14 protein-coding genes, 2 tRNA genes and 5 rRNA genes are annotated in these 26,769 nt (G+C 64.7%); 9 read left to right on the plus strand and 12 right to left on the minus strand.

From position 1 onward, the window contains the following. Window positions 1-244: 244 nt before the first annotated feature. From N4G63_RS03685 to rrf (N4G63_RS03715), 7 genes are all read left to right on the plus strand, one after another. Window positions 245-3,121, plus strand: a 23S ribosomal RNA gene (locus N4G63_RS03685). Between the two features lie 150 nt (window positions 3,122-3,271). Beyond that, window positions 3,272-3,384 (plus strand): 5S ribosomal RNA (gene rrf / locus N4G63_RS03690). Window positions 3,385-3,659: 275 nt separating this feature from the next. Then, window positions 3,660-5,188 (plus strand): 16S ribosomal RNA (locus N4G63_RS03695). 152 nt (window positions 5,189-5,340) lie between these two features. Next, window positions 5,341-5,417, plus strand: a tRNA-Ile gene (locus N4G63_RS03700). Between the two features lie 23 nt (window positions 5,418-5,440). Beyond that, a tRNA-Ala gene (locus N4G63_RS03705) sits at window positions 5,441-5,516 on the plus strand. A gap of 309 nt (window positions 5,517-5,825) precedes the next feature. Continuing rightward, window positions 5,826-8,702 (plus strand): 23S ribosomal RNA (locus N4G63_RS03710). A 150-nt stretch (window positions 8,703-8,852) separates the two neighbouring features. Continuing rightward, window positions 8,853-8,965 (plus strand): 5S ribosomal RNA (gene rrf, locus N4G63_RS03715). The 16S, 23S and 5S rRNA genes sit together here with 2 tRNA genes alongside, the layout of an rRNA operon. A gap of 191 nt (window positions 8,966-9,156) precedes the next feature. Here rrf (N4G63_RS03715) and N4G63_RS03720 read toward each other — a convergent pair. The 12 genes from N4G63_RS03720 to N4G63_RS03775 form a co-directional block, all read right to left on the minus strand. After that, window positions 9,157-10,020, minus strand: coding sequence for an HDOD domain-containing protein (locus N4G63_RS03720; RefSeq protein WP_260790230.1), 864 nt, complete (start codon window positions 10,018-10,020; stop codon window positions 9,157-9,159). A gap of 297 nt (window positions 10,021-10,317) precedes the next feature. Continuing rightward, on the minus strand, window positions 10,318-10,569 hold the full coding sequence (locus tag N4G63_RS03725) for a hypothetical protein (RefSeq protein WP_260790231.1): 252 nt from the start codon (window positions 10,567-10,569) through the stop codon (window positions 10,318-10,320). 54 nt (window positions 10,570-10,623) lie between these two features. After that, on the minus strand, window positions 10,624-10,785 hold the full coding sequence (locus tag N4G63_RS03730) for a hypothetical protein (protein ID WP_314599359.1): 162 nt from the start codon (window positions 10,783-10,785) through the stop codon (window positions 10,624-10,626). Between the two features lie 694 nt (window positions 10,786-11,479). Continuing rightward, window positions 11,480-12,166 (minus strand): hypothetical protein, encoded by a 687-nt coding sequence (locus tag N4G63_RS03735; RefSeq protein ID WP_260790233.1) that lies wholly within the window; start codon window positions 12,164-12,166, stop codon window positions 11,480-11,482. Window positions 12,167-12,456: 290 nt separating this feature from the next. Beyond that, the gene (locus N4G63_RS03740) at window positions 12,457-13,014 is read right to left on the minus strand and encodes a cytochrome b/b6 domain-containing protein (protein ID WP_260790234.1); all 558 of its coding nucleotides are present in this window, start codon (window positions 13,012-13,014) and stop codon (window positions 12,457-12,459) included. Continuing rightward, entirely contained in the window at window positions 13,011-13,310 is a 300-nt protein-coding gene (locus N4G63_RS03745) for a PepSY domain-containing protein (RefSeq protein ID WP_260790235.1), read from the minus strand. Before N4G63_RS03745 ends, N4G63_RS03740 begins: the two co-directional genes overlap by 4 nt. A gap of 65 nt (window positions 13,311-13,375) precedes the next feature. Next, window positions 13,376-14,059, minus strand: coding sequence for a Fe2+-dependent dioxygenase (locus N4G63_RS03750; RefSeq protein ID WP_260790236.1), 684 nt, complete (start codon window positions 14,057-14,059; stop codon window positions 13,376-13,378). 12 nt (window positions 14,060-14,071) lie between these two features. Further along, window positions 14,072-15,241 carry an alpha-hydroxy acid oxidase gene (locus tag N4G63_RS03755; RefSeq protein WP_260790237.1) on the minus strand — a complete coding sequence of 390 codons (1,170 nt, stop codon included), beginning with the start codon at window positions 15,239-15,241 and terminating at the stop codon, window positions 14,072-14,074. A gap of 109 nt (window positions 15,242-15,350) precedes the next feature. Beyond that, window positions 15,351-17,744, minus strand: coding sequence for a TonB-dependent receptor (locus tag N4G63_RS03760; protein WP_260790238.1), 2,394 nt, complete (start codon window positions 17,742-17,744; stop codon window positions 15,351-15,353). A 153-nt stretch (window positions 17,745-17,897) separates the two neighbouring features. Then, a complete protein-coding gene (locus N4G63_RS03765) occupies window positions 17,898-18,731 on the minus strand; it encodes an energy transducer TonB (protein ID WP_260790239.1) in 834 nt (277 codons plus the stop codon). 303 nt (window positions 18,732-19,034) lie between these two features. Then, entirely contained in the window at window positions 19,035-21,122 is a 2,088-nt protein-coding gene (fusA, locus tag N4G63_RS03770; RefSeq protein ID WP_260790240.1) for an elongation factor G, read from the minus strand. Between the two features lie 158 nt (window positions 21,123-21,280). Further along, complete coding sequence (locus N4G63_RS03775; RefSeq protein WP_260790241.1) at window positions 21,281-21,913, minus strand: TetR family transcriptional regulator; 633 nt, start codon at window positions 21,911-21,913, stop codon at window positions 21,281-21,283. A 309-nt stretch (window positions 21,914-22,222) separates the two neighbouring features. On the opposite strand from N4G63_RS03775, the gene N4G63_RS03780 reads away from it, so the two are divergent. Together N4G63_RS03780 and N4G63_RS03785 are read left to right on the plus strand one after the other, a co-directional pair. Continuing rightward, on the plus strand, window positions 22,223-23,512 hold the full coding sequence (locus tag N4G63_RS03780) for an efflux RND transporter periplasmic adaptor subunit (protein WP_314599360.1): 1,290 nt from the start codon (window positions 22,223-22,225) through the stop codon (window positions 23,510-23,512). Window positions 23,513-23,533: 21 nt separating this feature from the next. Continuing rightward, the gene (locus N4G63_RS03785) at window positions 23,534-26,743 is read left to right on the plus strand and encodes an efflux RND transporter permease subunit (protein WP_260790242.1); all 3,210 of its coding nucleotides are present in this window, start codon (window positions 23,534-23,536) and stop codon (window positions 26,741-26,743) included. Window positions 26,744-26,769 lie beyond the last annotated feature (26 nt).

Consider the following 26,769-nt stretch of genomic DNA (forward strand, 5'->3'; position numbering starts at 1 on the left):
TCGGCTGTTGTTCTTTAACAATTCATAGAGTCGAATCAGCGTTGTCGACGGAAATCTTGAGGCTCGTATAGGGGTCGCAGGAACCGTGCCGTCGGCAACATTTTGATTGCGTCACCAGATATTCAATATCGCAATCGCAAGATTGGGAAGATTGAAGAACGGCATAACGCGTAAATACTCAATTGATCGAAAGATCAAATGCAGTCCTTGACGATGCCTTTGTCAGAAGGCGTCAAAATTATAGGGTCAAGTGACTAAGTGCATGTGGTGGATGCCTTGGCGATTACAGGCGATGAAGGACGTGATAGCCTGCGATAAGCTTCGGGGAGCTGGCAAATTAGCTTTGATCCGAAGATTTCCGAATGGGGAAACCCACCCGCAAGGGTATCGCACACTGAATACATAGGTGTGCGAGGCGAACCGGGAGAACTGAAACATCTCAGTACCTCGAGGAAAAGACATCAACCGAGATTCCGAAAGTAGTGGCGAGCGAAATCGGAACAGCCTGCGCAAGATAGCCATCGATTCATCAAAACGGCATGGAAAGGCCGACCAAAGAGGGTGATAGTCCCGTATGGAAAAAGTCGGTGGTGGTACTAGGTGCGGAACAAGTAGGGCGGGGCACGTGAAACCTTGTCTGAACATGGGGGGACCATCCTCCAAGGCTAAATACTCGTAATCGACCGATAGCGAACAAGTACCGTGAGGGAAAGGCGAAAAGAACCCCGGGAGGGGAGTGAAATAGATCCTGAAACCGCATGCATACAAAAAGTCGGAGCCCGAAAGGGTGACGGCGTACCTTTTGTATAATGGGTCAGCGACTTACATTCAGTGGCAAGCTTAACCGAATAGGGAAGGCGCAGGGAAACCGAGTCCGAATAGGGCGTTTCAGTCGCTGGGTGTAGACCCGAAACCAGGTGATCTATCCATGGCCAGGATGAAGGTGCGGTAACACGCACTGGAGGTCCGAACCGACTAGTGTTGCAAAACTAGCGGATGAGCTGTGGATAGGGGTGAAAGGCTAAACAAACCTGGAGATAGCTGGTTCTCTCCGAAAACTATTTAGGTAGTGCCTCAAGTATTACCATCGGGGGTAGAGCACTGTTATGGCTAGGGGGTCATGGCGACTTACCAAACCATTGCAAACTCCGAATACCGATGAGTACAGCTTGGGAGACAGTGCACCGGGTGCTAACGTCCGGACACAAGAGGGAAACAACCCAGACCGCCAGCTAAGGTCCCTAATATTGGCTAAGTGGGAAACGAAGTGGGAAGGCTAAAACAGTCAGGATGTTGGCTTAGAAGCAGCCACCATTTAAAGAAAGCGTAATAGCTCACTGATCGAGTCGTCCTGCGCGGAAGATGTAACGGGGCTAAGCCAGTAACCGAAGCTGCGGATTCACACGCAAGTGTGAGTGGTAGGAGAGCGTTCTGTACGCCTGTGAAGGTGGATCGTGAGGTCTGCTGGAGGTATCAGAAGTGCGAATGCTGACATGAGTAGCGTTAAAGGGGGTGAAAAGCCCCCTCGCCGTAAGCGCAAGGTTTCCTACGCAACGTTCATCGGCGTAGGGTGAGTCGGCCCCTAAGGCGAGGCAGAGATGCGTAGCTGATGGGAAACAGGTCAATATTCCTGTACCGATCTATAGTGCGATGTGGGGACGGAGAAGGTTAGCTCAGCCGGGTGTTGGATGTCCCGGTTCAAGCCTGTAGTCGTGCCTGGTAGGCAAATCCGCCAGGCTTAGATGAGGGGTGATAACGAGACGGCTTGCCGTCGAAGTGAGTGATACCCTGCTTCCAGGAAAAGCCACTAAGCTTCAGCTATAGACGACCGTACCGCAAACCGACACTGGTGCGCGTGATGAGTATTCTCAGGCGCTTGAGAGAACTCTGGAGAAGGAACTCGGCAAATTGACACCGTAACTTCGGAAGAAGGTGTGCCTTTAGTAGGTGAACCCGTACAGGGGGAGCCCAATGAGGCCGCAGAGAATCGGTGGCTGCGACTGTTTAATAAAAACACAGCACTCTGCAAAGACGAAAGTCGACGTATAGGGTGTGACGCCTGCCCGGTGCTGGAAGATTAAATGATGGGGTGCAAGCTCTTGATTGAAGTCCCAGTAAACGGCGGCCGTAACTATAACGGTCCTAAGGTAGCGAAATTCCTTGTCGGGTAAGTTCCGACCTGCACGAATGGCGTAACGATGGCCACACTGTCTCCTCCAGAGACTCAGCGAAGTTGAAATGTTTGTGATGATGCAATCTCCCCGCGGAAAGACGGAAAGACCCCATGAACCTTTACTGTAGCTTTACATTGGACTTTGAACAGATCTGTGTAGGATAGGTGGGAGGCTTTGAAGCCAGGACGCTAGTTCTGGTGGAGCCAACGTTGAAATACCACCCTGGTGTGTTTGAGGTTCTAACCTTGTCCCGTTATCCGGGATGGGGACAGTGTATGGTAGGCAGTTTGACTGGGGCGGTCTCCTCCCAAAGCGTAACGGAGGAGTTCGAAGGTACGCTAGCCACGGTCGGAAATCGTGGTGATAGTGCATTGGCATAAGCGTGCTTGACTGCGAGACTGACAAGTCGAGCAGGTACGAAAGTAGGACAAAGTGATCCGGTGGTTCTGTATGGAAGGGCCATCGCTCAACGGATAAAAGGTACTCTGGGGATAACAGGCTGATACCGCCCAAGAGTTCATATCGACGGCGGTGTTTGGCACCTCGATGTCGGCTCATCTCATCCTGGGGCTGTAGCCGGTCCCAAGGGTATGGCTGTTCGCCATTTAAAGAGGTACGTGAGCTGGGTTTAAAACGTCGTGAGACAGTTTGGTCCCTATCTTCCGTGGGCGCTGCAAGATTGAGAGAGCCTGCTCCTAGTACGAGAGGACCGGAGTGGACGCACCTCTGGTGTATCGGTTGTCACGCCAGTGGCATTGCCGAGTAGCTAAGTGCGGAAGAGATAACCGCTGAAAGCATCTAAGCGGGAAACTCGTCTCAAGATGAGTCTTGCCGGGGCCTTGAGCCCCCTGAAGAGTCGTTCAAGACCAGGACGTTGATAGGCTGGGTGTGGAAGCGCAGTAATGCGTTAAGCTAACCAGTACTAATTGCTCGTGAGGCTTGACCCTATAATTTTGACGGTACAGCAAATATGCTGTACAATACGTCAAACGACGTTGTGCCGTATCTGGCAAACGCAATCAAAAAGCTGATTCGATACTCTGTGAATTGGTCGGGCTGACGCCGCAAAGGCAAAGTCAGTTCGGCAACAAGTTAAGCCTGATGACCATAGCGAGGTGGTCCCACTCCTTCCCATCCCGAACAGGACCGTGAAACGCCTCTGCGCCGATGATAGTGCGGATTCCCGTGTGAAAGTAGGACATTGTCAGGCTAATATTGAGTGAGAAACGCCCGGTGATCGCCGGGCGTTTTCTTCTCTAAAGAGTGTGATCCTTGTTTTGGATTGCAGCCTTTAGCGAAAGCTAAGCGAGCTGATTGCTCGAGTTCTTTAACAACATACAGCCGATAAGCGTGGGTGTTTGAAGGCGAGTGCGAATTTGCTGGATGGCGAAAGTCATTTAGCGAGGCCGCAAGGCTTATCAGATGCTCACGGTAAGAGAAGTGAAATGTTCACTTCAATTCCGTTTTGAGCAAAATTTCAAGATCGAACTGAAGAGTTTGATCCTGGCTCAGATTGAACGCTGGCGGCATGCCTTACACATGCAAGTCGAACGGTAACGCGGGGCAACCTGGCGACGAGTGGCGAACGGGTGAGTAATGCATCGGAACGTGCCCAGTAGTGGGGGATAGCCCGGCGAAAGCCGGATTAATACCGCATACGACCTACGGGTGAAAGGGGGGGATCGCAAGACCTCTCGCTATTGGAGCGGCCGATGTCAGATTAGGTAGTTGGTGGGGTAAAGGCCTACCAAGCCGACGATCTGTAGCTGGTCTGAGAGGACGACCAGCCACACTGGGACTGAGACACGGCCCAGACTCCTACGGGAGGCAGCAGTGGGGAATTTTGGACAATGGGCGAAAGCCTGATCCAGCCATGCCGCGTGCGGGAAGAAGGCCTTCGGGTTGTAAACCGCTTTTGTCAGGGAAGAAATCTTCTGGGTTAATACCTCGGGAGGATGACGGTACCTGAAGAATAAGCACCGGCTAACTACGTGCCAGCAGCCGCGGTAATACGTAGGGTGCAAGCGTTAATCGGAATTACTGGGCGTAAAGCGTGCGCAGGCGGTTGTGCAAGACAGGTGTGAAATCCCCGGGCTTAACCTGGGAACTGCACTTGTGACTGCACAGCTGGAGTACGGCAGAGGGGGATGGAATTCCGCGTGTAGCAGTGAAATGCGTAGATATGCGGAGGAACACCGATGGCGAAGGCAATCCCCTGGGCCTGTACTGACGCTCATGCACGAAAGCGTGGGGAGCAAACAGGATTAGATACCCTGGTAGTCCACGCCCTAAACGATGTCAACTGGTTGTTGGACGGCTTGCTGTTCAGTAACGTAGCTAACGCGTGAAGTTGACCGCCTGGGGAGTACGGCCGCAAGGTTGAAACTCAAAGGAATTGACGGGGACCCGCACAAGCGGTGGATGATGTGGTTTAATTCGATGCAACGCGAAAAACCTTACCTACCCTTGACATGCCAGGAATCCTGCAGAGATGTGGGAGTGCTCGAAAGAGAACCTGGACACAGGTGCTGCATGGCCGTCGTCAGCTCGTGTCGTGAGATGTTGGGTTAAGTCCCGCAACGAGCGCAACCCTTGTCATTAGTTGCTACGAAAGGGCACTCTAATGAGACTGCCGGTGACAAACCGGAGGAAGGTGGGGATGACGTCAGGTCCTCATGGCCCTTATGGGTAGGGCTACACACGTCATACAATGGCCGGTACAGAGGGCTGCCAACCCGCGAGGGGGAGCCAATCCCAGAAAACCGGTCGTAGTCCGGATCGCAGTCTGCAACTCGACTGCGTGAAGTCGGAATCGCTAGTAATCGCGGATCAGCTTGCCGCGGTGAATACGTTCCCGGGTCTTGTACACACCGCCCGTCACACCATGGGAGCGGGTTCTGCCAGAAGTAGTTAGCCTAACCGCAAGGGGGGCGATTACCACGGCAGGGTTCGTGACTGGGGTGAAGTCGTAACAAGGTAGCCGTATCGGAAGGTGCGGCTGGATCACCTCCTTTCTGGAAAAAGCACTCAAATTCTCGCACCCACACTTATCGGCTGTATCTTGGCAACAGTGACAAGTGGAGCGTGAGTCTGGTGAGCGTCGACAAGCGATGTGCATCGCCAGTGACGCTGCATTGATGGCCTGGCGCTTCCACAGCGAATGCGCGGGTCTGTAGCTCAGTCGGTTAGAGCACCGTCTTGATAAGGCGGGGGTCGTTGGTTCGAATCCAACCAGACCCACCAACCATTCGAAGGCACTATTCGTTGGGGGATTAGCTCAGCTGGGAGAGCACCTGCTTTGCAAGCAGGGGGTCGTCGGTTCGATCCCGTCATCCTCCACCAATCCATTTGTTCGATACTGACTCAAGCATCTGCCATGTGCGGGTGCTTGAGTCAGTCGTCGTAAGTCGGCTGTTGTTCTTTAACAATTCATAGAGTCGAATCAGCGTTGTCGACGGAAATCTTGAGGCTCGTATAGGGGTCGCAGGAACCGTGCCGTCGGCAACATTTTGATTGCGTCACCAGATATTCAATATCGCAATCGCAAGATTGGGAAGATTGAAGAACGGCATAACGCGTAAATACTCAATTGATCGAAAGATCAAATGCAGTCCTTGACGATGCCTTTGTCAGAAGGCGTCAAAATTATAGGGTCAAGTGACTAAGTGCATGTGGTGGATGCCTTGGCGATTACAGGCGATGAAGGACGTGATAGCCTGCGATAAGCTTCGGGGAGCTGGCAAATTAGCTTTGATCCGAAGATTTCCGAATGGGGAAACCCACCCGCAAGGGTATCGCACACTGAATACATAGGTGTGCGAGGCGAACCGGGAGAACTGAAACATCTCAGTACCTCGAGGAAAAGACATCAACCGAGATTCCGAAAGTAGTGGCGAGCGAAATCGGAACAGCCTGCGCAAGATAGCCATCGATTCATCAAAACGGCATGGAAAGGCCGACCAAAGAGGGTGATAGTCCCGTATGGAAAAAGTCGGTGGTGGTACTAGGTGCGGAACAAGTAGGGCGGGGCACGTGAAACCTTGTCTGAACATGGGGGGACCATCCTCCAAGGCTAAATACTCGTAATCGACCGATAGCGAACAAGTACCGTGAGGGAAAGGCGAAAAGAACCCCGGGAGGGGAGTGAAATAGATCCTGAAACCGCATGCATACAAAAAGTCGGAGCCCGAAAGGGTGACGGCGTACCTTTTGTATAATGGGTCAGCGACTTACATTCAGTGGCAAGCTTAACCGAATAGGGAAGGCGCAGGGAAACCGAGTCCGAATAGGGCGTTTCAGTCGCTGGGTGTAGACCCGAAACCAGGTGATCTATCCATGGCCAGGATGAAGGTGCGGTAACACGCACTGGAGGTCCGAACCGACTAGTGTTGCAAAACTAGCGGATGAGCTGTGGATAGGGGTGAAAGGCTAAACAAACCTGGAGATAGCTGGTTCTCTCCGAAAACTATTTAGGTAGTGCCTCAAGTATTACCATCGGGGGTAGAGCACTGTTATGGCTAGGGGGTCATGGCGACTTACCAAACCATTGCAAACTCCGAATACCGATGAGTACAGCTTGGGAGACAGTGCACCGGGTGCTAACGTCCGGACACAAGAGGGAAACAACCCAGACCGCCAGCTAAGGTCCCTAATATTGGCTAAGTGGGAAACGAAGTGGGAAGGCTAAAACAGTCAGGATGTTGGCTTAGAAGCAGCCACCATTTAAAGAAAGCGTAATAGCTCACTGATCGAGTCGTCCTGCGCGGAAGATGTAACGGGGCTAAGCCAGTAACCGAAGCTGCGGATTCACACGCAAGTGTGAGTGGTAGGAGAGCGTTCTGTACGCCTGTGAAGGTGGATCGTGAGGTCTGCTGGAGGTATCAGAAGTGCGAATGCTGACATGAGTAGCGTTAAAGGGGGTGAAAAGCCCCCTCGCCGTAAGCGCAAGGTTTCCTACGCAACGTTCATCGGCGTAGGGTGAGTCGGCCCCTAAGGCGAGGCAGAGATGCGTAGCTGATGGGAAACAGGTCAATATTCCTGTACCGATCTATAGTGCGATGTGGGGACGGAGAAGGTTAGCTCAGCCGGGTGTTGGATGTCCCGGTTCAAGCCTGTAGTCGTGCCTGGTAGGCAAATCCGCCAGGCTTAGATGAGGGGTGATAACGAGACGGCTTGCCGTCGAAGTGAGTGATACCCTGCTTCCAGGAAAAGCCACTAAGCTTCAGCTATAGACGACCGTACCGCAAACCGACACTGGTGCGCGTGATGAGTATTCTCAGGCGCTTGAGAGAACTCTGGAGAAGGAACTCGGCAAATTGACACCGTAACTTCGGAAGAAGGTGTGCCTTTAGTAGGTGAACCCGTACAGGGGGAGCCCAATGAGGCCGCAGAGAATCGGTGGCTGCGACTGTTTAATAAAAACACAGCACTCTGCAAAGACGAAAGTCGACGTATAGGGTGTGACGCCTGCCCGGTGCTGGAAGATTAAATGATGGGGTGCAAGCTCTTGATTGAAGTCCCAGTAAACGGCGGCCGTAACTATAACGGTCCTAAGGTAGCGAAATTCCTTGTCGGGTAAGTTCCGACCTGCACGAATGGCGTAACGATGGCCACACTGTCTCCTCCAGAGACTCAGCGAAGTTGAAATGTTTGTGATGATGCAATCTCCCCGCGGAAAGACGGAAAGACCCCATGAACCTTTACTGTAGCTTTACATTGGACTTTGAACAGATCTGTGTAGGATAGGTGGGAGGCTTTGAAGCCAGGACGCTAGTTCTGGTGGAGCCAACGTTGAAATACCACCCTGGTGTGTTTGAGGTTCTAACCTTGTCCCGTTATCCGGGATGGGGACAGTGTATGGTAGGCAGTTTGACTGGGGCGGTCTCCTCCCAAAGCGTAACGGAGGAGTTCGAAGGTACGCTAGCCACGGTCGGAAATCGTGGTGATAGTGCATTGGCATAAGCGTGCTTGACTGCGAGACTGACAAGTCGAGCAGGTACGAAAGTAGGACAAAGTGATCCGGTGGTTCTGTATGGAAGGGCCATCGCTCAACGGATAAAAGGTACTCTGGGGATAACAGGCTGATACCGCCCAAGAGTTCATATCGACGGCGGTGTTTGGCACCTCGATGTCGGCTCATCTCATCCTGGGGCTGTAGCCGGTCCCAAGGGTATGGCTGTTCGCCATTTAAAGAGGTACGTGAGCTGGGTTTAAAACGTCGTGAGACAGTTTGGTCCCTATCTTCCGTGGGCGCTGCAAGATTGAGAGAGCCTGCTCCTAGTACGAGAGGACCGGAGTGGACGCACCTCTGGTGTATCGGTTGTCACGCCAGTGGCATTGCCGAGTAGCTAAGTGCGGAAGAGATAACCGCTGAAAGCATCTAAGCGGGAAACTCGTCTCAAGATGAGTCTTGCCGGGGCCTTGAGCCCCCTGAAGAGTCGTTCAAGACCAGGACGTTGATAGGCTGGGTGTGGAAGCGCAGTAATGCGTTAAGCTAACCAGTACTAATTGCTCGTGAGGCTTGACCCTATAATTTTGACGGTACAGCAAATATGCTGTACAATACGTCAAACGACGTTGTGCCGTATCTGGCAAACGCAATCAAAAAGCTGATTCGATACTCTGTGAATTGGTCGGGCTGACGCCGCAAAGGCAAAGTCAGTTCGGCAACAAGTTAAGCCTGATGACCATAGCGAGGTGGTCCCACTCCTTCCCATCCCGAACAGGACCGTGAAACGCCTCTGCGCCGATGATAGTGCGGATTCCCGTGTGAAAGTAGGACATTGTCAGGCTAATAAAAAAAGCCCCTGTTGATTTGTTCAACAGGGGCTTTTTGTTTTCCGTCTTCGCGTGTTAGTCAGCGCAGGTGTGTGTTGGTTTCAGCGCTATTCAGTCGCCAGCCGGGCGCAGGGCCTGCGGACGTGATGACGGTGTGAGGCAGTGAATCCGTGCCCAGTGGGATGTTCGGGATATGGTGCTGTACTCAGCCGTCAATTTCGTGCAGCAATGTCCAGGTGGGGGTGGTGCCGAGGGTAAGCAGCGACGCAATTTCGTCGACATCGTCTGGCAGTGCAGGGTTGGCCCAGCCGTGGGCACTGTGCCGGGCGACGCGGATGGCGAGCTGCACATTGCGCACCTGGGTTTGATCGCTGGCCTGGTCGTCGCTGATGCGCACCAGCAGTTCAGGCAGGCGCCAGGCCTTCATCAAGGCTTGCTGCACTTCGGACAAGGGCACGTTCAAGACTGCGCGTTGAGCGTCGACTGATCGGAGGTTCGGGTCTTGGTGCTGGTAGCGGGCGATGTCAAGCGCCATGGCGGGCGCGTGGACCCACAGCAGCATCTCGGCAAAGTCATGCAGCAGCGCGGCTTCGTGGATGACTGCAGCGTCATGGTCTTGCCGATGGACCGCGAACGCCAGTGCGAAGCGGGCGGAGCGGCGCGCCCGGCGGATGACCTCACGCAGTCCGAGCATGGCCAGGGGATGGCCGGCCAGGCCATCTTCCAGTGTGGGTTGAGGCCCGAAGTCGCGAAAGAACGGGGTGATGCCCAGCATCACCAGTGCCTCGGTGGCAGTCTCTGCGTCGGTGTGTTCGCGTGTGGTCGTGCGGCGCAGGAGCGCCACGTGGCGCAGCAGCTTCAGGATCATCAACGGATCCTCGGCGATGCCTTCGGCAATCATGTGCGCGTCGACGTCGTCCTCGATGCTGCGCAGGTCGTCGAGCAATCGCGCGCTGTCAGCCAGAACGGGCAGTTCTCGGCTGTCGAACGCGCGCACCCACCCGGCCACGTCCACTGGTGCACGAGTAAGAAAGGGCGGCGCTGCGGCGCTGGTGGTGGAGGGCTGCATCGGCTGGCTCCCGCTGTGTCGTCCTAAGGCATATCGGACGCAGATCGGCGGTGCTTGAGCTGGTCTGCTCCTGCCCCGCCGCATGCTTGCCGATGCGCGCTGCCGATGCGCGCTGCCGGTCGTGCAAATCCGCCCACCGCAGCGCGCAATGCGCAGGAGAACCAACGGCGGGCGGTGATGCGGTGGGGGCAAGGCAACCGGAAGATTCTTCGCCCGGAAGCGAGCAGCCAAACGATGACAGTGCTTGACCGCTTCTCTTTTGAGGAGAGACCGGCGCCGAAGCGCCGGTCTTCCGCTTCAAAGGCGCCTGATGCCCGGCAGGTAGCCGACCAACTCACCATCGGCGTACAGCGCGCCTTCGGGGGCGCAGGAGTCGGCGTAGAACTCGAGCTCGGATGCGCGGCGTGCGCGCGAGCGGTGGCGGGATTCAAGCCGGCGTGCCAGGCGCGCCAGCAAGCGGCTGAGTTGACGAAGGGCGGCGGCGGCCAGCAGCGGATGGCTGTAGCGGTCGGCGAGAGGGCCGTGGAAGCCCAGGAGGCTGTCGGACATGTTCTTCTCCGGGAGGACGTCACCGGACCAGGCCGGTACTCGCCCTCGGCGCGTTCAGGGCGAGGGGGGGTGTTCGTGTCGCAGTTCGCGGCGCAGTGTGCGGTGCGCTTGCTGACGCAGCGCACCTGGGCTCTTGCGATGGGCGCCCGCCTGGCGATGCAGGGCTGCGGCCACCAGCGGGTTGCGCGGCTTGAGGGACATGGGGCGATGGGTCATCAGAGATCTCCTTGGCGCCAAGGCAGCGCCACAAAACAAAACGGCCCGGAGTGCGGTGCGCGCTCCGGGCCGGGTGGGAAGAGGCTGGCTCGACGGGCGAGAGCCTCAACCTGCCGCGGTGCCGGGCGGAGCACCTGCGAATGGGGCGTGCAGCACCGGCAGCGAATTCAACGCCGAACCACCGATGTGCAGCGGCGCCAGGCCAACTGGCCGGGCGGTGGTGCGTAGGTGAGCGGAGCGGAACATGGCAGGTACGGCGCGATCGTTGGGGTTGAAACGCAGGGTGTCGCAAGCGCGGGATCCGAAGGTGGCCGCCCGCGGCGGACGCTTGAATCAGCTTGCTTGGGTGCGATGATAAACAATTGTTTATCAAAGGCAAGTACCGCAATCTAGGGATGGGGTATGCCCGTGTCCCTCGCCGCATGCCAAGCGCCGAGCGCCGAGCGCCGAGCGCCGAGCGCGGAAAGCCGAACGTCTAGCGCCTAACGTCCGCAGGCTCTGAGTCCTGAGTCCTGAGTCCTGCGTCCTGCGTCCTGCGTCCTGCGCCCTTCGCCGTGCGCCTTACGCGGCACGCCCCACGCACCACACCGCACGCTGCACGCTGCACGCCGCACGCCGCACGCCGCACGCCGCACGCCGCACGCCGCATCTCCGACCGCCGCACGTCCGTGCGCACGCCCGACGGAGCGCACGCTCAGCGCTTGCGCGGCAGTGGGGCGACGCCGGCCTGACTGCGTTGCCAGAGGGCCAGGTCGTCGTCGGCCGGGGCCGGCTTGCTACCGGCCGGGGCCTTGGCGGCAGCGCTGGATGACCCGGCACCGGGCACCGGTCTGGGCTTGCCAGACAGTGCCGCGGCCGGGGCCGGCGGCGGGGCGGCCGCCGGTGACAGCACCTCGCCCAGCAGGTCGAGCAGTCTGACGCGTGCGCGCTGCGGATGGCGGCGGTAGTAGGTGAGCACCAGGCCGACAATGAAGCGCTCGTCGTCGTCGATCGGGGCATTGTCGGGAAGCGGCTCGGCAAGGCCCGCGCCGGGCATGGGGATGGCGAGGGGCAACGACGGCGAGACGGTGCTGCCGACCGTCGCACTGGATCGCCTGTCTGACGTTGCTGCGGCGGGTTCGCCGTGCGGCTGGTCCATCCAGCCTGGCGGCTTGCGGCACAGTTGCTCGAACTGGCGCGCCAGGCGCTCGCCGATTTGTCGTGATCGGGCCTTGATCTGGCTCCAGTAGCTGGGCTGGATCTGCAGGCGTTCGGCGAAACGGCGTTCGAGACCACGCAAGGTGGCGGCATCGGCCGAGCGCACATGCGCATGCACGAATTCGTCGAACAGGCGCAGCGCGTTGTCATGGCGGACGCGCGCCAGATCGACAGGTTCGGACATGCGGCATGGTAAAGCTTCGATGCCCCGCACGAGTGACGCAGGGCCATCGCGCCGGCTCGGCCAGCAGCGGGGCCTGGCGGGATTTGCGCGCGGCCCGAAGCCGCACCGGATGCCGGCTGGTTGTGGCCCGGGTGGCCCCTTGCCGCCCAGGCGCCCGGTCTTGCCCAGGTGCTGCCCAGGCGCAACCCAGGTACAGCCTCGCCGCCGCCCGAGTCAGGCCCAGGCCGACGGGCCGTATCGCAGCCTTGGCGGCCTTGGCGGCCTGGGCGGCCTGGGCGGCCCGAGCGGCCTCAGGCCGGCAGGTCGTGCTCGGCAGGTGCGCGCTTGCGGCCGTGCCACATGGCGGCCACCAGGGACTCACGGTGCTGCAGGCTGGTGAAGACCACGCCGGCCACATGCAGCAGCACCAGCAGCAGCATCGTCCAGGCCAGCGCCTGGTGCAGGCGGTGCAGCCACTCGAAGCCCCACAGCCAGTCGGTGGTGTAGAGGATGCCGGTGGCCACGGTGGCCGCGGCGCACCCCAGCAGGGCCAGCACCATCCAGCCGCCCAGGGGGTTGTGGCCCAGATGGCGCAGGGCCTGCCCGCCGGCCACCGCGCGGGCATAGGCCCAGGTGCTGCGCGGGCCGCGCACGAAGCGCGCAAACCGCGCCGGCGGGCTGCCGACAAAGCCCCATGCCAGGCGCAGCAGGATCACGCCGCCCACGCCGTAGCCCAGCCATTCGTGGCTGTCGTGCCACCACTGGCCGGTGGCCCAGGTGGCCAGCGTGCCGCCGGCCAGCGCCAGGTGCAGGCCGCGCACCGCGCGGTCCCATACGGGCACGGTGGCGGGTCTGGCGTCGGCGGTCATTTCGGGTCGACGCGCTCGAAGGTCTTGGGGTGAAAGAAGGCCTCGATGCGCTTGCCTTGCGGGTCTTTGGCATACACCTCGTAGCAGGTGTCGGTGGCCACCATGCGGCGCACCACCCAGCCTTCGCCGGTGAGCTTGCGCTCCAGCTCGGTGTGCGGCCGCCATTCGGCCTTGGGCACCGGGGCGCATTTCACGTCGCCATGGGCGCGCGCGCCCAGCGGCACCAGCAGCAGCCAGGTGGCCAGGGTCAGCAGCAGCAGCGGTGCGGCTGCGCGCAGCATGGGGGTGCGGGTCATCGAGAGGCTCCTTGTAGCGAGGATGGATGGATGCGGGGCCGGTGCGGGTGGCCTGAGCCGGCGCGTCAGGCCTGCGCCCAGCGCCGCAGCAGGTTGTGATAAACGCTGGTGAGCTTGAGCAGGCGGTCGTCATCGGCGGCCAGGCCGGGGGTCAGGCCCTGGATGGCCTGGTCGAGGTCGAACAGCAGGCTGCGGGCGGCCTCGTCGGCCACCATGCTCTCGATCCAGAAGAACGAGGCCACGCGCGCGCCGCGCGTGACCGGCGCCACGCGGTGCAGGCTGGTGGACGGGTAGAGCACCATGTCACCGGCCGCCAGCTTGACCACCTGGGCGCCGAAGGGCGTCTCGATCTCGAGCTCGCCGCCTTCGTACTCGGCCGGCTCGGCCAGAAACAGCGTGGCCGACAGGTCGGTGCGCAGGCTCTGGCCGCTGCCGGGCACGCCCATGATGGCGCTGTCGACGTGCACGCCGTAGCTGCCCTGTTCGGCGTAGCGGTTGAACTTGGGCGGGTAGATGCGGCGCGGCAGCGCGGCCGAGATGAAGCGCGGGTTGCGGCCCAGGGCCTGCAGGATCTGCTCGCCCAGGCGCACGGCCAGCGGGTCGCTGTCGGCCAGCTGGTGGTTGCGCTTGACGCTGCGCGCCAGCGTACCGGCGGTGGCGCTGCCGTCCTGCCAGCGGGCGTCGGCCAGCAACTGCCGAAACTGGGCCAGCGTGGCGCCGTCGAGCACGGATTCCAGAATGATCAGCATGATGAGAAAAACTCAGACAACAGGGCTGGAGTGGGCCTGACCGGGCGCGGCCACCAGGCAGTGCGGGCCGATGTCGGCCAGCGTGGCGCAGCCGGCCAGGGCCATCGTGAGCTCAAGCTCCTCGCGCAGCAGCTTGAGCATGTGGGCCACGCCCAGCGCGCCGGCCACCGCCAGCGCATGGGCCTGCAGGCGGCCCAGCATCACCGCGTCGGCGCCCAGGGCCAGGGCCTTGAACGCGTCGTCGCCGCTGCGGATGCCGCCATCCAGCAGCAGCGGCAGGGCGGGGCCGACGGCGGCGCGCACGGCGGGCAGGCAGTCGAGGCTGGCGGGCGCGCCGTCCAGGCTGCGGCCGCCATGGTTGGAGACCACCAGGCCGGCCACGCCGTGCCCGGCCAGCAGGCGCGCATCGTCGGGATGCAGCACGCCCTTGATCCACAGCGGCAGCCGGGTCTGGCCGAGCAGCCAGTCGAGGTCTTCAGGCCGCGGTGCGGCCTGCATCGCGCCCTGGAAGATGCGGCTGTCATCGGCGCCCAGGGCCGGCGCAGGCGCCGTGGGTGCCGCGGGCAGCCCGGCCATCGGCTGCAGATTGGGCGGCAGTGCCTGCGGCGCGCGGTAGCCGGCCCGCAGGGCGCGGTGGCTGGGCGTTTGCACCGGGGTGTCGAGGGTCAGCACCAGGGCCTGGTAGCCGGCCTGCTCGGCACGCCGCACCAGCTGCAGCGTGGCCGCGCGTTGCGGTTGCAGGTAGAGCTGGAACCAGCGCGTGGCGCCACCGGCTGCGGCCACGTCTTCCAGCGACAGGCTGGAGAGCGTGCTCAGCACCATCGGGGTCTGCGTGGCTTCGGCCGCCTGGGCCACCGCGCGCTCGGCCTGCGGATGCACCGCGCCCAGCTGGGCCACGGCGGCCAGCATCAGCGGGTGGCGCAGTGCGGTGCCGGCCAGGGTGCGCCGGGTGTGGCCGTGGCGCAGGTCGCGCAGCAGGCGCGGCAGGATCTGCCAGCGTTCGAACGCGGCCAGGTTGGCGGTGGCGGTGCGGTCGCGGCCGCTGCCGCCGTCAATGTGGGCCAGCAGCGGCGCGGCGATGAACTGCGGCGCCAGGCGCGCGTAGTCGGCCGCCGCGCACAGGCCGGCGGGCAGTTGGCTCAGCGGCGGCTGCACGCTGGCGGGGCTGGATTCTTGGCGCACGGTGGGTTGGCGTCGGGCTGGGCCGTGGCGGGGGGGGGCAGGCCATGATCGGCCTGCCGGCCCCGGGGCCGCCCGCGAACGAGCAGCCCCGGGGCCGGGGCGCTGCAGGTCAGAACTTGTAGTCGACCGTCACGCGCACGGCACGTGCGTCACCCTTGTACAGGAACGAACCCGAGCGGTAGGCCGCCAGGTAGTAGTCCTTGTCGGTGACGTTGAGCACGTTCACGCGGGCCTCCAGCGCGCGGTTGAAGCGGTAGCTGGCAAACAGGTCGAGCGTGGTGTAGTCGGGCACCGGCTGGCCGCAGGTGCCATTGGTGTAGCCGGCCGCGGTGTCGGGCTGGCCGGCACAGCGCGCGCTCTCGTACTTGACCATGCCGCCAAAGGCGATGGCGTCATTGGCCTGGTACTTCAGCTGGGCGCTGGCCGAATGGTCGGCAAAGTTGCTCAGCGGCAGGCCCACGTTGGCCGCGGTGGCCGAGGCCAGCACGGTGGACTTCATCGTCGTCAGGCCCAGCTGGCCGCTGAGCTTGTCGGTGAGGGCCCCCACCAGGCTCAGCTCGAGGCCGTAGACCCGGTTCTTGCCGCTGTTGGCCGTGCCCGCGCTGGCGTAGCCGCTGCCTTCCATGACGCCGCGCTTGACGGTGTGGAACACCGCCGCGCTGGCCAGCAGCTTGCCGTCCATCAGGTCCCACTTGGTGCCGACCTCGAGGTTGGTCGACTTCTCGGGCTGGGCGTTGATGGCGCCGTTGCTGGGGTCGATGATCAGGCCGCCGTAGCCGCTGTTGGTGCCCACGTCGGATTCACCACCGTTGATGTCGGACGCGCTGGACACGGTGCCGTAGACAATCAGGTTGGGCTTGAGCTTGTAGGTCAGGCCGAGGTGGCCGTTGAACAGCGTGTCGTTGTAGCGGTAGTCCACCACCGCCAGCGTGGTGATGTTGCGCGTGGTGAAGTCGAAGTCGAACCGGTCAACGCGCAGGCCGGCAAAGCCCGACAGCTTGTCGGTGAAGTCCATCGTGTCCATGGCCGACAGCGCCAGGGTCTTGACCTGCCAATGCGAGGCCCAGATGTTTTGCGTGTAGCCGCGGCCCATCAGGTTGCTCAGGCCGCTGACCACGGCACCGGTGCTGTCGTAGATGCAGTAGCCGTTGTTGGCCGTGGCGGTGCCGCTGGTGCGGCAGTTGAACGCGCCGCTGTTGGTGATGGCGTAGGTGCCGCGCTCCACCTTGTGGTCGCTCAGTTCGGCGCCCAGGATCAGCTCGTTCTTCAGGCCGAAGAGCTGGTTGTTCCACTGCAGATTGGTCTGGTGGGCAAAGTACTCCACCTCTTGCCAGGCGTTGTGCGTGCTCAGGCTGGCGGTGGTGTAGGCGCCCGTGGTGCCGGTGCCGCTGTAGGCCGTGGCGCTGCGCGCACCGGTCACGATGTAGCCGTTGTCGGTGGTGCCGTAGCGGGTCAGGCTGGTGATGACGCGGTTGTCGTCCAGGCGCCACTTGACGCGGGCGGTCACTGTGTCGACCTTGGAGTTGAGGAAGTCCTGCTCCTGCGCATACGCCGGCGGCACCGGGTTGGCGGGGCCGCGGTTGGGCACCGTGCCCACCAGGTAGCTGCCCAGATCGAGGCGGTCGTAGGCGCGCAGGCCGTAGTAGTCGAGCGTGACCTGGCGGTCCTTGCCAAACTCGTAGACGCCCGACAGCGCCAGACCCTGGCGGCGGCGCTCCGACGGGGCGCGGCCGGGCACGTCTTCCTGGCCATGCAGCGCGTTGATGCGCAGTGCCATCTGGTCGCTGAAGATGTGGTTCAGGTCGAGCGTGCCGCGCAGGGCGCCGTCGCTGCCGACGCTGGCCGACAGGCGCTTGAAGTCATAGTCGAGCGTGGCCTGCTTGGTGATCGCGTTGACCGCGCCACCCACCGTGCCGCGGCCGGCAAAGCTCGAGTTCGGGCCCTTGGAGACTTCGATCTGCTCCAGCGCGAAGCTTTCGCGGGTGGTCATGCCGGGGTCGCGCAGGCCGTCGACGAACACGTCGCTGCGTGCCTCCTGGCCGCGGATGATGTAGCGGTCGCCGAAGGCGTTGCCGTTTTCACCGGTGCCCAGCGTGATGCCCGGCTGGGCGTCGAGCAGGCTGCGCAGGTCGGACACGCCCGACTCGTCGATCGCCGCCTTGGTGATCACCGTGATGGTCTGCGGCGTCTCGGCCAGCGGGCGGGTGTGGCGCGAATCGCCCGAGGTGCGGGCCTTGTAGGGCACGCCGGTCTGGGCATTCGGGTTGGGGTCGATCACCTGGGCGCGGGTCTTCACCTCGGGCAGCTGGGTCTCGTCCTTCTTGGCCGTGGCGGCGCCGGGCGTGGCCGCGGCGGTCTGCGCGGTGGCGGCCAGCGGAGCCAGCATGGCCGCGCTCAGGCCCAGGGCCAGGCCGCTGCGCAGGGCCGGGCTTGCGGCCGGCGTGGCCAGGGTGCGCAGGCTGGCCGGGCGTCGAATGCCGGCGTCTTGGGTGGGCTTGCTCATGGCGGGAACTTCCTCAGTCAGTGGGGTTGTTGGAATTGGTAACTGGATCGGGGCGGCGCCTGCCGCTCCCCCGGCATGGCCTGGCGCACGCCGGGGGGCGGCCTGTTGCGCCGAAGCGCCTTGTTGGAGGGGCGGGCGCCGTGCGCCGCGGCGTCAGGGATCGAGTTCGAAGCTCACCGGCACCTGCGCCCAACCCGATTGCGCCTGGCCGTTTTCGACATACGGGCGAAAGCGCGCCTGGCGCACGGCGGCCAGGGCCGCCTCGTCAAGCCGTGGATGGCCCGAGGAGCGTTCGATCGACAGGCGTTCGGGCATGCCGGTCTCGCTGATCAGCACCCGCACGATCACGCGGCCGGTCTCCTGCAGGCGGCGCGAGGCGCGTGGGTACTCCACCACCGGCGCCACCAGGTACTGCACGGCCGCGCTGGGCAGCATGCGCGGCCCGGTGGGGGCCGGCGCCACATTGGCCACCGCCACCGCGGCGGGCGCCGCGGCCGTGGCGGTGACCGCAGCCGTCGTGGGCGCGGCCGCCACCGCAGGCTGCACCGATGGCAGCACCGGCGGCGGCGCGGGCGCCGGTGGCGCGGTCTGGATCACCACCGGGGGCGGCGGCATCAGGGGCATGGGTTCGGGGCGGGCCGGCTTGGGCGGTGCCGGCATGGGCGGTGGCGCGGCGGGCGTGGTGGCCGGCGCCTCGACCAGACTGACCACCACCGGGGCCACCTTCAGCAGCGCCTGGCGCACCGGCGCCATCTGCGTCAGGCCCCACAGCGCCGCCACGTGCAGGGCCACCACCACCAGGCCCAGCGGACGCTGGGTGCTGCCCTGGTAGGGCGTCATGCCCAGCCGCGAGCCGGCCGCGTCCGCACGCGAGTGCGCTTCGGGTGGCCGTGGCGGCGCACCTGCGGGCGCGGCGTTGCGCCGGGCATCGCTGCGGCGCGAACCCAGCATCTGGCCGGACGGCAAGGGCAGGGCGGGGCTGTTCATGGTGGTGGGCGGCTGTATCCAACGACAACTGAATGCTAGAGTGAATGCGAGTAATTCGCAATAATTCCGACATTTGTTGTTTTTTAGTCGGGTTTGCGCGGAGGAAAAAACGCCCGGCGTGCCGATGTGGCTGCGCCGGGCGTGAAACGTGTTGCGAGGTGTGCGGCGCCAGCCCTGGTGGCGCCCGGGCAGCGCCAGAGCAGCGTGCGCCGGTGCCAACGGGCGGGGGGCAACGGGCGCGGGGGGGGGGGGGCGCCGCGTGCCGTGGCAGCGGCCCTGCCCCGCACGGGGCGACTCAGCGGCTCAGTGGTCTTCGGCAGGCCGCCAGGCGGCCATCAGCTGCTGCTGCACGGCCGGCGGCGCCGGCTCGTAGTGCGACAGCGCCAGCGCAAAGCGGCCCTGGCCGCTGGTTAGGGCATTGAGGCGGTTCTGGTAGCTGGTCAGCTCGGCCAGCGGGGCCAGGCCCCGCACCAGCGACAGCCCGGTCACGCCCGGGCCGGCGGCACCACCCGAGCCGGCGCCCGAGGTGCCCACCACATGGCCGCGGCGCGCCGACAGATCGCCGGTGATGTCGCCGATGGCCGGCGTGGGCGCCTGGATCTCGACCTCGACGATCGGTTCCAGCACCACTGGCCGGGCCTCGCGCACTGCGCCCAGAAAGGCCATGCGTGCGGCGGTGACGAAGGCGATCTCCTTGCTGTCCACGCTGTGGTGCTTGCCGTCGTAGACCACCACCCGCACATCCACCACCGGGTGGCCCGAGATGGCGCCCAGCGCCAGCACCTCGCGCACGCCCTTCTCGACCGCCGGCATGAACTGGCCCGGAATGGTGCCGCCCTTGACCGCGTCCACGAACTCGAAGCCGGCGCCGCGCGGCAGCGGCTCGACCCGCAGATACACCTCGCCGAACTGGCCCGCGCCGCCGGTCTGCTTCTTGTGGCGGTAGTGGCCCTCGGCGCTGGCGGTGACGGTCTCGCGGTAGGCCACGCGCGGCGGCTGCGTCTCGACCTCGAAGCGGTGCAGCTCGCGCAGCCGCTCGAGCAGGATGCGCAGGTGCAGCTCACCCAGGCCGTACACCACCGATTCGTGCGTGCCCGCGTCCTGCTCGACGCGCAGGCAGGGGTCTTCGTCCACCAGCTTGGCCAGGATCTCCCACATGCGCTGCTCGTCGCCGCGGCGCTTGGGCGCGATGGCCAGGCCGTGCACCGGCCGCGGCAGGGCCAGCGGGGCGAGGTGGATGTGGTCGTCCTCGGCCGCGTCGTGCAGCACCGCGTCGTAGTGCAGCTCGTCCACCTTGGCGATGGCGCAGATGTCGCCGGGCACCGCGCGCGGCACCTCGACATGCTCCTTGCCCTGCAGCATGTACAGGTGCTGCACCTTGAAGGGCTTGCGCGCGTCGCCCACGTACAGCAGGGTGCCGGGTGTGATGCTGCCCTGGTGCACGCGCATCACGCCCAGCTTGCCCACATAGGGGTCGACCGTCACCTTGAACACATGGGCCAGCACATGCAGGGCGGGGTCGGGCGTGGCGTGCATGCGCACCGCGGCGTCACCCTCGCCGCGCAGAAAGTCGGGTGGGTTGCCCTCGCCGGGGTGGGGCAGCAGGCGGTCGATGATGTCGAGCAGCTCGCCCACGCCGGCGCCGGTGCGCGCCGAGACGAAGCACACCGGGATCAGGTGGCCCTCGCGCAGCGCCTGCTCGAGCGGGGCGTGCAGCTCGGTGGCGTCGATGTCGCCGTCGTTCAGGTAACGCTCGACGAACGCGGCATCCACCTCCACCACCTGCTCCACCAGCGCGCGGTGGGCGGCCTCGACGCTGCCGAAGTCGCTGTGGCCGCTGCGCGCGAAGAAGCAGTCGACCACCTGGCTGCCACCGGCATCGGGCAGGTTCAGCGGCAGGCACTCCTTGCCGAAGGTGGCCTGGATCTGGGCCAGCAGGCCGGCCAGGTCGACGCCCTGCGCGTCGATCTTGTTGACGATGATGAGGCGGTCGAGGCCGCGGTCGGCGGCGTACTGCATCATGCGCACGGCCATCGGCTCGATGCCGTTGACCGCGCTGATCACCACCGCGGCGGTTTCCACCGCCTCGATCGGCGGCAGGCTCTGGCCGACAAAATCGGCCGCGCCCGGGGTGTCGATGAAGTGGATGCGGCTGTCGCGCCAGCGCGTGTGCATCACGGCCGAGTTGAGCGAGTGCTGCAGCCGGCGCTCGAGCGGGTCGAAGTCGCTCACCGTGCTGCCGCGCTCGAGGCTGCCGGCGCTGGCGATGGCGCCACTGGCCAGCAGCAGCTGCTCGGCCAAGGTGGTCTTGCCGGCGGCGGCGGGCCCCACCAGGGCCAGGGTGCGAATGGCGTGCACCGGCACCGCGCCGGCTGATTGTGGGCTTGGCATGGCTGTTCTCCTCAGGCTGTTGGCGAGCCCCGGTCAAACAGGCCATGGCGCCCAGCACCGGCCGGGAGGCGGCCGGGCGTCGTGTGGCTTTGGGTGGCTGGCAGCCTATGCCGGACGGCGCCGGCGCGCAAGCGTGCCAGCACCGAGCTTGGGCTGAATCAAGCGCCGCTGGCGGCGGCGCGCGGCAGCAGGCCGTCGAACAGCAGCTCGATGGCGCGCTCGGCCTCGGCGCAGCGGCTCACGCCGGCCTCGTTCAGGGTGCACAGGCGCAGCAGGCCGTCCACCAGGCCGAACAGCGCGGTCACGGCCTGGCGCGGCGTGATGTCGCGGCGCAGCTGGCCGGCGGCCATGGCGGCGGCAAACAGCCGCTCCATGCGGCCGCTGCAGTCGTTGAGCGATTCATCGTGGCGCTGCGCCAGCGGCGCCAGCTCGCCGATGAACGGGCCGCTGTGCAGCAAGATGGTGAAGGCCCGGCGCGCCGGCGCGTCGTCGCGGATCAGGCGGATGGCCGAGCCGGCCAGGTTGCGCAGCTGGGCCAGCGGATCGGCCGCCCCATCGCGCTCGGCCTCGGCCATCACCTGCTCCATCGGCAGGTCCACGCGCTCGAACAACGCCTCGGCCAGCGCCACCTTGTCGGCAAAGTGCCAGTACACCGCACCGCGGGTGACGCCGGCCGCGCGGGCGATGTCCTGCAGCGAGGTGGCGGCCAGCCCGCGCTCGAGGAACAGGCGCTCGGCCGCCTCGAGCAGCTGCTCGCGCGTGGCCTGGGCTTCTTCCTTGGTGCGTCGCATGGTGGCTGGAAACGTGGGAGGGCGGGACTGATGTCAGTATCGGCGCAGCGAATGCAAGGCATAACCCTGTATTCGCTGGAGGGCATGGCGGTTCAAAACATACATTCGCGATTGTATGTAAGATCGCGTCGAAACGAGCCCCTGTGCTTCGTTGTCCGTTTGTCCGGCCGCGCCGGGCGGTTCCGGCGCGCCGGGCCACCCGCTTGCGCCGGACGCCACCCCAACCCGCCTTGCCCCGCCCGTGCGGGCCGGCGCCGTGATCCGGCGTTGCGCCCGCCCCGCAGAAACCTTCCACGCGCACGATCTGCCATGCCGCTGCACAACCCTCGTCCCCTGTTCATGTTTCCTTCGGTGGCCCTGACCGCCCTGGCCGCCGCCACGGTGTTGACGCTGGCCGGCTGCGGCGGCGGTGACGCCGGCGCCAAGGCCGGCGCCGGGGCCGGCGGCATGCCGCCGCCGCCGCAGGTGGGCGTGTTCACCGTGCAGCCCGGCGCCGTGGCCCTGCCCACCGAGCTGCCCGGCCGGCTGGAGGCCTGGCGCGTGGCCCAGGTGCGCGCCCGCGTGGCCGGCATCGTGCAGAAGCGCCAGTTCACCGAAGGCGGCACCGTGAAGGCCAACGAGCCGCTGTTCACGCTGGATGCCGATGCCTTCCGCGCCGCGCTGGCCAGTGCCGAGGCCAGCCAGGCCCGCGCCGAGGCCGCGCTGGCCCAGGCCAACGCCCAGCTCGAGCGCAACCGGCCGCTGGCCGAGGGCAAGGCCATCAGCGCGCAGGAGTGGCTGGCCACGCAGACCACCGCCAAGGCCGCCGTGGCCGATGTGGCGGCGGCCAAGGCCGCGGTGCAGGCGGCGCGCGTGAACCTCGACTACACGGCGATCAAGTCGCCGATCGCCGGCCGCATCGGCCGTGCCCAGGTGAGCGAGGGCGCGCTGGTGGGCCCCACCGACGCCACCGCGCTGGCCGTGGTGCAGCAGACCCATCCGCTGTACGTGAACTTCACCCAGTCGGCCGCCGAGGCGCTGCGCCTGCGCCGCGCCTTCGACGGCGGGCAGCTCAAGCGCGCCGCCGCCGGCGCTGCCGCCGAGGTGCGCGTGGTGCTCGACGATGGCAGCGAGTACCCGCTGCCCGGCAAGCTGCTGTTTGCCGACCCGACGGTGGATGCCGCCACCGGCCAGGTGAGCCTGCGCGCCGAATTGCCCAACCCCAACGGCGTGCTGCTGCCGGGCCTGTTCGTCAAGGTGCGGGTCACGCAGGCGGTGAGCGAGCAGGCCATCCGCCTGCCGCAGCAGGCCGTCACGCGCGAAACCTCGGGCGACACCGTGCTGGTGGTGGGCGAGGGCAACAAGCCGATGAAGCGCCCGATCCAGATCGCCGGCGCCATGGGCGCCGACTGGGTGGTGACCGGCGGCCTGAAGGCCGGCGAGCGGGTCATCGTCGACGGCTTCCAGAAGATGTTCGTGCCCGGCGCGCCGGTGACGCCGGTGCCCTGGGCGCCGGCTGCGGCCAAGCCTGCCGCGGGCCCCGGGGGGGCTTCCGGGGCGGGTGGCGCCGCCACGGCCGCCCCGGCCGCCGCCTCGGCCACGGCCGCGGCCAGCCGCTGATCGCCCGGAGCCGCACACACCATGTTCTCGAAATACTTCATCGATCGCCCGGTCTTCGCCTGGGTGATCGCGCTCTTCATCGCGGTGCTGGGCGCCGCGGCCATCACCCAGCTGCCGGTGTCGCAGTACCCCTCGGTGGCGCCGCCGGCGCTGCAGGTGGCGGTGGTCTACCCCGGCGCCTCGGCCAAGGTGCTCGAAGACAGCGTGCTGTCGGTGCTGGAGCAGGAGCTCAACGGCGCGCCGGGCATGATCTACATGGAGTCGACCGCCCAGGCCAACGGCGTGGGCTCGATCGCCGTGACCTTTGCCACCGGCACCGACATCGACCTGGCCCAGGTCGAGATCCAGAACCGCGTCAGCCGTGCCACCTCGCGGCTGCCGGCCTCGGTGGTGCAGCAGGGTGTGCGCATCGACAAGGCGCGCTTCAACTTCCTGATGTTCGTGTCGCTCACCTCGACCAACCCGAACGACGACCCGGTGAGCATCGGCGACTACGCCGCGCGCAACATCCAGCCCGAGCTGCAGCGCATTGCCGGCGTTGGCCAGGCGCAGCTGTTCGGCACCGAGCGCGCCATGCGCATCTGGGTCGAGCCCACCAAGCTGGTGTCCTTCGGGCTCACGCCGGTGGACGTGGTCAACGCCATCCGCGCGCAGAACCTGCAGGTGCCCGGCGGTACCCTGGGTGACCAGCCCGCGGTGCCCGGCCAGCCGATGAGCGCCACCATCGTGGTCAACGGCCAGCTGGCCGATGCGCGTGCCTTCGGGGCCATCGTGCTGCGTGCCAATGCCGACGGCAGCACGGTGCGCCTGTCGGACGTGGCCCGCGTTGAACTGGGCGGCCAGAGCTACGGCAGCTACTCGCGCCTGAACGGCCAGCCCTCGGCCGGCGTGGGCGTGCAGCTCTCGCCCACCGGCAACGCCCTGGCCACGGCCGAGGCGGTGCGCCAGCGCATGAAGGAGCTGAAGCCCTTCTTCCCGCAGGGCATGGACTACGCCATTCCGTACGACACCTCGAAGTTCGTGCGCATCTCGATCACCCAGGTGATCCAGACCCTGGCCGAGGCCATGGTGCTGGTGTTCATCGTGATGCTGGTGTTCCTGCAGAACATCCGCTACACGCTGATTCCCACCATCGTGGTGCCGGTGGCGCTGCTGGGCACCTTCGGCATGCTGCTGATGTTCGGCTTCTCGATCAACGTGCTCACGTTGTTTGGCATGGTGCTGGCCATCGGCATCCTGGTCGACGACGCGATCGTGGTGGTCGAGAACGTCGAGCGCCTGATGGCCGAAGAAGGCCTGAGCCCGCGCGAGGCCACGCGCAAGGCCATGGGCCAGATCACCGGCGCGGTGATCGGCATCACCGTGGTGCTGGTGTCGGTGTTCCTGCCGATGGCCTTCTTCGGCGGTGCGGTGGGTGCCATCTACCGCCAGTTCTCGCTGTCGATGGCGGCGTCGATCATGTTCTCGGCCTTCCTGGCCCTCACGCTCACGCCGGCGCTGTGCGCCACCTTCCTCAAGCCGGTGAGCGCGCACCACGAGCGGCGCGGCTTCTTCGGCCTGTTCAACCGCGCGTTCGCGCGCACCGCCAAGGGCTACGAGGGCCTGGTGGGCCGCATCATCGCCAAGGCCGGGCGCTGGCTGATCGTGTTCGTTGTCATCGTCGGCGCGGTGGGCTGGATGTACCAGCGCCTGCCGTCGAGCTTTCTGCCCAACGAGGACCAGGGCTACCTGATCGTCAACGTGCAATTGCCGCCCGGCGCCACGGTGGAGCGCACCCAGGCCGTGATGGAGCAGGTGGAGGGCTACTTCATGAAGCAGCCCGAGGTGGACCAGGTGGTGGCCGTGATCGGCTTCAGCTTCTCGGGCCAGGGCCAGAACGCCGGCCTGGTGTTCGTGCCGCTCAAGAGCTGGGACGAGCGCAAGGGCGCCGAGCACACCGCGCAGGCCCTGGCCGGGCGCTCGTTCGGGCCGATGATGGGCATCCGCGATGCATTCGTGTTTCCGCTGAGCCCGCCACCGATCCCCGAGCTGGGCACCGCCACCGGCTTCAACTTCCGCCTGCAAGACCGCGCCGGCCATGGCCACGAGGCCTTGCTGGCGGCGCGCAACCAGCTGCTGGGCATGGCCAGCCAGAGCCCGCTGATCACCGGCATGCGCCCCGACGGCCTGGAAGACGCGCCGCAGCTGCAGGTGGACATCGACCGCGAGCGTGCCTATGCCCAAGGTGTGAGCTTCGACGCCATCAACAGCCTGCTGGCCACCGCCCTGGGCTCGGCCTATGTCAACGACTTTCCGGCCAAGGGCCGCCTGCAGCGCGTGATCGTGCAGGCCGAACCCAAGGCGCGCATGGTGCCGGAAGACGTGCTCAAGCTGCAGGTGATGAACAGCCGCGGCCAGCTGGTGCCGGTGTCGAGCTTTGCCACCACGCGCTGGATCACCGGCCCGATGCAGACCGTGCGCTACAACGGCTATCCGGCCATGAAGCTGGCCGGCGACGCCGCGGCTGGCCGCTCCACCGGCGAGGCCATGAACGAGCTCGAGCGCCTGGCCGGCCAGCTGCCGGCGGGCTTCGGCTTCGAGTGGACCGGCCAGTCGTACGAGGAGAAGCTGTCGGGCTCGCAGGCCACCATCCTGCTGGCGTTCTCGATGCTGGCGGTGTTCTTGTGCCTGGCCGCGCTGTACGAGAGCTGGAGCATCCCTGTCGCCGTGCTGCTGGTGGTGCCGCTGGGGGTGCTGGGCGCGCTGCTGGGCGTGTGGCTGCGCGACATGCCCAACGACGTGTACTTCAAGGTCGGCCTGATCACCGTGATCGGCCTGAGCGCGAAAAACGCCATCCTGATCGTCGAGTTCGCGAAGGACCTGCAGGAGGAAGGCAAGAGCCTGCTGCAGGCCACGCTGGAGGCCTGCCACCTGCGCTTTCGCCCGATCGTCATGACCTCGCTGGCCTTCATCCTGGGCGTGCTGCCGCTGGCCCTGGCCAGTGGTGCCGGTGCCAACAGCCAGCGTGCCATCGGCACCGGCGTGATGGGCGGCATGATCGCTGCCACGGTGCTGGCGGTGTTTCTGGTGCCGGTGTTCTACGTGGTGGTGCGCAAGCTGCTGCCGGCGCGCCACCCGGCGCCGCACGGCACGCCGATCTCGGCGCCGCTGCCGACCTCACCGGTGCCGCACCATGCGCTGCCGGCCGCCGCCGGCGATGCCACGGGTTCCAACACGGCGGGCCAGGCATGAGCGCCGCCCGCCCCGAGTTCTTGACT

The sequence above is a fragment of the Aquabacterium sp. OR-4 genome, assembly GCF_025290835.2.
GTDB lineage: Bacteria > Pseudomonadota > Gammaproteobacteria > Burkholderiales > Burkholderiaceae_C > Pseudaquabacterium.